Origin of the sequence: Sphingomonas sp., from assembly GCF_042091075.1 — a bacterium.
Taxonomy (GTDB): Bacteria; Pseudomonadota; Alphaproteobacteria; order Sphingomonadales; family Sphingomonadaceae; genus Sphingomonas.
This window is the reverse complement of record NZ_JBELIE010000218.1, coordinates 1-4,343: the sequence shown is the minus strand read 5'-3', so window position 1 is coordinate 4,343 and position 4,343 is coordinate 1. Positions and strand designations below refer to the sequence as shown.

Here is a 4,343-nt window from a genome sequence, read left to right as displayed (position 1 = left end):
GGCGGGGGGCATCGGCCTGTTCATCGGCTTCATCGGGCTCAAGAATGCAGGGATCGTCGTGTCGAGCCCGGCGACCTTCGTCGCGCTCGGCGACCTCACAAAGCCCGACGCGTTGCTCGCGCTGTTCGGGCTCGCACTGATCGGCGCGCTGAGCGTGCGCAAGGTGCGCGGCGCGATGCTGATCGGCATTGCCGCGACGACCGCGGTCGCGGCGATCGTCGGGCAGGTCCATGTCACGCCGACGCCGTACAGCCTGTCGGCGCTGACCGGCACCGCGTTCCGGCTCGACCTCGCGGGGGTATTCGGCGGGGCGGGGCGGCATGGGCTCGGGCTGCTCGAAATCCTGTTCGTCTTCCTGTTCGTCGACCTGTTCGACAACCTCGGCACATTGGTCGCGGTGACCAAGCGCGCCGGGCTGATGGACGCCGAGGGCCGCATACCCGGCCTCGATCGCATTCTGGTGACCGACGCGGTCGCGACGATGGTGGGATCGCTCGCTGGGACGAGCACCGTCACCAGCTATGTCGAGAGCGCCGCCGGCGTGCAGGCGGGCGGTCGCACCGGGCTGACCGCGGTGGTGACGGGGTTGCTGTTCCTCGCGACGATGCTGGTCGCGCCCTATGCGCAGCTGGTGCCGCTGGCGGCGACCGCGCCGGCGCTGATCGTCGTCGGCGGGCTGATGCTGCTGCCGGTGACGGAGGTGGCGTGGGAGGACCCGCTGGCGGCGATCCCCGCCTTCCTCACCGTGGCGATGATCCCGCTGACATTCTCGATCGCCAACGGCCTCGCCTTCGGGATCGTCGCGCATGCGCTGCTGACGCTGCTGAGGGGTAGTGCGACCCGCCGCGATGCGTTCCTGTTCGTCCTCGCCGCGCTGTTCATCGCGCGCTTCGCCTGGCTGGGCGGGGCGGGGTGATGCGCACCGTCTCCGCCCGCCACGGCATCGTCACCGCGCCGCATCATCTGGCGGCGAACGCCGGGTGCGACGTGCTGCGCGACGGCGGCAGCGCCGCGGAGGCGTGCGTCGCGGTCGCGGCGACGCTGGCGGTGGTCTACCCGCATATGACCGGGATCGGCGGCGACGGCTTCTGGCTGATCGCCGAGCCCGACGGCCGAACGCACGCGATCCACGGCTGCGGCGGCGCGGCGGCCGCGGCCGAGCTGTCGCTCTACGCGGGGCTGGACGCCGTGCCGACGCGCGGGCCGCTGGCGGTGAATACGGTGGCGGGGACGATCTCGGGCTGGGAGGCGGCGCTCGTCGGCAGCTCGCTGCCGCTCGATCGGCTGCTCCGCGATGCGATCCGCTACGCCGAGGAGGGGGTGGCGATCACAGCCGGCGGCGCGGCGATCGCTGCGGCGAAGGGCGGCGAGTTGCGCGACCAGCCGGGGGCCTATGCCGCAATCTTCGAGCCCGATGGCCGGCCGTTCGCGGCGGGCGATCGGCTGCGGCAGCCGACGCTCGCCGCCACGCTGCGGCTGCTGGCGGCGGACGGGCTGGATGGTTTCTATCGGGGTGCGCTGGCGGATCGGATCGCGGCGGACCTGGACATGCTGGGCAGCCCGGTGTCGGCGGCCGATCTGGCGGCGCATCGCGCGACGCGCCCCGCTCCCCTGACGGTGCCGATCACCGGTGCGACCCTCTACAACAGCGCACCGCCGACGCAGGGCGTAGCGTCGCTGCTGATCCTGGCGTTGTTCGACCGGCTGAAGATCGACGCCGTCGATGACGGCGCCTTCGTGCACGCGCTGGTGGAGGCGACGAAACAGGCGTTCCTGTGGCGGGACCGGCATTGCGGCGATCCCGCCTATATGACCGCAGCGGCGCAGGCGCTGCTCGACGACGTTGCTGCGCTCGATGCGATGGCGGCGCGGATCGATCCTCGTTGCGCGCTGCCGTGGCCGCAGCCGCCGCAATGGGGCGACACCTGCTGGTTCGGCGCCGCGGATGCCGAGGGGCGCGTGGTGTCGTGCATCCAGTCGACCTATTTCGAATTCGGTTCGGGACTGGTGCTGCCGGGCACGGGCATCACCTGGCAGAATCGCGGCAGCAGCTTCCGGTTGGCTGCGGAGGGGTGGAACGCGTTGCGGCCAGGACGTCAGCCGTTCCACACGCTCAATCCGGCGCTGGCGCGCTTCGACGACGGCCGCGTCATGGCTTATGGCACGATGGGCGGCGAGGGCCAGCCACAGACGCAGGCGACGCTGTTCGCGCGCTATCGCGGCGGCGTCGACCTGCAACAGGCGATCAGCCGCCCGCGCTGGCTGCTCGGGCGGACCTGGGGCGAGCAGAGCACGTCGCTGAAGATCGAGCCGGGGTTCGACGATACGGTCTATGCGGCGCTGGCGGCCGCCGGGCACGAGGTCGAGCGGCTGGAGGCGCCGAGCGCGGTGATGGGGCATGCCGGTGCGGTCGTCCGCCACGGCGACGGCCGGCTGGACGGCGCGAGCGATCCGCGCAGCGACGGGGGCGTCGCGGCGTGGTGAGCGATATGGCCGCCGGCGGTGCGCGCGCGGTGGCGCGCTGCGATGTGCTGGGCGTCGCGCCCTATAGCGACACGGCGGACGGCCTGTACCGTGGCTGGCTCGGCCCGGCATGGCGCGCGGCGCAGGATGCGGTGGCGGACTGGATGGTCGCGGCCGGCATGGCCGTGCGACGCGATGCGGCCACCAACCTGATCGGTCGCTACGAGGGGACGTGCGACGGGCCGCCGCTGCTGATCGGCAGCCACCTCGACAGCGTGCGCGACGCGGGGCGCTATGACGGGCCGCTCGGCGTCATGCTGGGGATCGAATGCGTCGCCGCACTGCATGGGGCGGCGCGGCGGATGCCCTTCGCGATCGAAGTGATCGCGTTCGGCGATGAGGAGGGATCGCGCTTCCCCGCGGCGATGCTGACGAGCCGGGCGGTCGCGGGTACGCTGGACGCAGTGCCGGCGATGACCGATGGCGCCGGCGTGACGCTAGCCGATGCGCTCGCGGCGAACGGGACCGCGCCGGAGCGGCTGGCGGATGCACGCCATGCGCCGGCGCTGGCCTATCTGGAGGCGCATATCGAGCAGGGGCCGGTGCTCGAGGCGGAGGGGCTGGCAGTCGGCACCGTCACCGGCATCGCCGCGCAATGCCGCTATGCCGTGCAGGTGACGGGCGTCGCCGGCCATGCCGGGACGACCGCGATGCCGCTCCGCCGCGACGCGCTGGCCGGCGCGGCGGCGATGGTGCTGGCGATCGAGGCGGTCGCGTGCGCCGATGCGGGAGACTTGGTGGCGACGGTGGGGACGATCGCGGCCGCGCCGGGTGCCGCCAACGTCATCGCCGGTGCGGTTTCCTTCACCATCGACGTGCGATCGGGCGACGCCGCCCGCCGCGATGCCGCCGCCGAACGGATCGTCGCCGCAATCACCGCGATCGCTGCGGCGCGCGGTCTGTATATCGCGATCGAGCGAATTCACGACCTGCCCGCCAGCCCCTGCGACCCCGCCCTGATGGACCTGCTCGATGCCGCCACGACCGCGGCCGGCCAGCCGGTCCGCCGGCTGGTGTCGGGGGCGGGGCACGACGCGATGATCATGGCGGCGCTGTGCCCGACCGCGATGCTTTTCGTCCGCTGCCGCGGCGGCATCAGCCACAATCCGGCCGAGCATGTCGAGGCCGCCGACGCCGATGTCGCGCTGCGGGTGATGACCGGCTTCATCGAACGCTTGGGAGAGCATGTTGGCGAGCCTTGATCCCACCCTGTTCGGCGAGATCGACCCGCCGCAGCGCCTGCTGATGGGCCCCGGCCCGGTCAATGCGCATCCGCGCGTGCTGCGCGCAATGTCGGCCGACCTGCTGGGTCAGTTCGACCCCGAGATGACCGGCTATATGGAGCAGGTCATGGCGCTGTACCGGCCGGTGTTCGGCACGGACAATCGCTGGACCTTCCTCGTCGACGGCACCGCCCGCGCCGCGATCGAGGCGTCGCTGGTGTCGCTGGTCGAGCCCGGCGACACGGTGCTGGTGATCAATTTCGGCCGCTTCGGTCTGCTGCTGAAGGAGATCCTGGCGCGGATCGGCGCTACCGTCGTCTCGGTAGAGGCCCCCTGGGGCGAGGTGGTGCCGCGCGACGCGATCGCGGCGGCGATCGCGCGGCACGGTCCCCGCGTCGTCGCCACGGTTCATGGCGACACCTCCACCACTATGGCGCAGCCGCTCGCCGGGCTGGGCGCGCTGTGCCGTGCCGCGGGGGCGTACAGCTATGTCGATGCGACCGCGACGATCGGCGGCATGGCGATCGAGGCGGACGGCTGGGGTGTCGACGTCGTCACCGGTGGATTGCAGAAGTGTCTGGGCGGAGATCGGAAGAG

4 protein-coding genes are annotated in these 4,343 nt (G+C 72.2%); all 4 read left to right on the top strand.

The window, feature by feature from the left end:
* Positions 1–916 (top strand): NCS2 family permease (locus ACFDSW_RS15620; protein WP_375251188.1); only part of this gene is annotated, 916 nt, incomplete at its 5' end.
* Positions 916–2,484 (top strand): gamma-glutamyltransferase family protein, encoded by a 1,569-nt coding sequence (locus ACFDSW_RS15615; protein ID WP_315462501.1) that lies wholly within the window; start codon positions 916–918, stop codon positions 2,482–2,484. The genes ACFDSW_RS15620 and ACFDSW_RS15615, both read left to right, overlap by 1 nt.
* 5 nt (positions 2,485–2,489) lie before the next feature.
* Positions 2,490–3,725: an allantoate amidohydrolase gene (locus ACFDSW_RS15610; RefSeq protein ID WP_315462687.1), complete on the top strand. Its 1,236-nt coding sequence runs from the start codon at positions 2,490–2,492 to the stop codon at positions 3,723–3,725.
* Positions 3,709–4,343 (top strand): pyridoxal-phosphate-dependent aminotransferase family protein (locus ACFDSW_RS15605; protein WP_375251187.1); only part of this gene is annotated, 635 nt, incomplete at its 3' end. The genes ACFDSW_RS15610 and ACFDSW_RS15605, both read left to right, overlap by 17 nt.

Bases quoted from the DNA above. Each gene is read 5' to 3' on its own strand.
- ACFDSW_RS15615 (WP_315462501.1), top strand. From the start codon at position 916: ATGCGCACCGTCTCCGCCCGCCACGGCATCGTCACCGCGCCGCATCAT.
- ACFDSW_RS15610 (WP_315462687.1), top strand. From the start codon at position 2,490: ATGGCCGCCGGCGGTGCGCGCGCGGTGGCGCGCTGCGATGTGCTGGGC.